This is a genomic window from Bacillus sp. IT-79MI2, assembly GCF_949768135.1.
In the GTDB taxonomy this organism is placed as follows: domain Bacteria; phylum Bacillota; class Bacilli; order Bacillales; family Bacillaceae_G; genus Bacillus_A; species Bacillus_A pseudomycoides.
Genome location: NZ_CATKPV010000130.1, coordinates 1 through 828 on the forward strand (window position 1 = coordinate 1; position 828 = coordinate 828).

An 828-nucleotide genomic window follows, 5' to 3' on the forward strand; every position below is an offset into this window, starting at 1 on the left:
TCCTTGCTACCGATAATAATGCGTTATGTTAACTAGACGTGTATGAGATATACAATCAAAATTCCACCAACAAATAAGATTGGAAATCCTACGACTATATATAATCCGTTTTTTGGTATTCCTAATATAATTGCAAGATAACTAAAAGAAAAAGCCCATAATGCTAAAATTATGATTTCTAAGATCTTCTTTTTCATTAAAAGTTAAACACCCCAAATCCCCTTAAAAAGTTGTATTCGGAATATTATAACAAAATCAAAAAAAGACCCTACAAGAGGGTCTTTCATGAACTAATATTAAGCTTTTTGAACATTAGTAGCTTGTGGGCCACGTTGTCCTTTTTCCACTTCAAACGTTACACTTTGTCCTTCGTCTAAAGATTTGTAACCGTCGATTTGGATAGCTGAGAAATGTACGAATACGTCTTCTCCACCTTCACGCTCGATGAATCCAAAACCTTTGTCTGCATTAAACCATTTTACTTTACCTTGTTCCATAATTGTTGCCTCCTAGTGTAGATACCCACACATATGTTACTACCCTTGCTCAAATACCTTAGACGAAAAACAAAATTTATTCTTAATCTCAAACCGAACAAAAATAGGTCTTTCTTAAATTAACATACTTTCTAAAAAATAGCAAATTTCAAAAATAAGTCCTTATGGTAATTAGCCACTAATAGTGGTTGCTGGAGAAAAAGTCACTATGATAGTCATCACAACAAGAAGTTGCCAAAGGATCTCGACAATATCATTGGTTTGATTTTTTCAGACATTCAACAACTGATAAAATTAGCTATTTTCGAGTTAAATTTTACTTCTGATAACG

The 828-nt window shown here is 32.5% G+C and carries 2 protein-coding genes; both read right to left on the reverse strand.

What is annotated here, in order from left to right; all coding sequences use genetic code 11:
- Window positions 1-32: 32 nt before the first annotated feature.
- On the reverse strand, window positions 33-197 hold the full coding sequence (locus tag ACM6HU_RS27320; protein ID WP_176505864.1) for a hypothetical protein: 165 nt from the start codon (window positions 195-197) through the stop codon (window positions 33-35).
- 99 nt (window positions 198-296) lie between these two features.
- The gene (locus ACM6HU_RS27325; RefSeq protein WP_002130770.1) at window positions 297-497 is read right to left on the reverse strand and encodes a cold-shock protein; all 201 of its coding nucleotides are present in this window, start codon (window positions 495-497) and stop codon (window positions 297-299) included.
- Window positions 498-828 lie beyond the last annotated feature (331 nt).

What these genes read in the sequence shown, in the direction of transcription:
- ACM6HU_RS27320 (WP_176505864.1), bottom strand. Translation starts at nt 197, where the DNA reads ATGAAAAAGAAGATCTTAGAAATCATAATTTTAGCATTATGGGCTTTT.
- ACM6HU_RS27325 (WP_002130770.1), bottom strand. Translation starts at nt 497, where the DNA reads ATGGAACAAGGTAAAGTAAAATGGTTTAATGCAGACAAAGGTTTTGGA.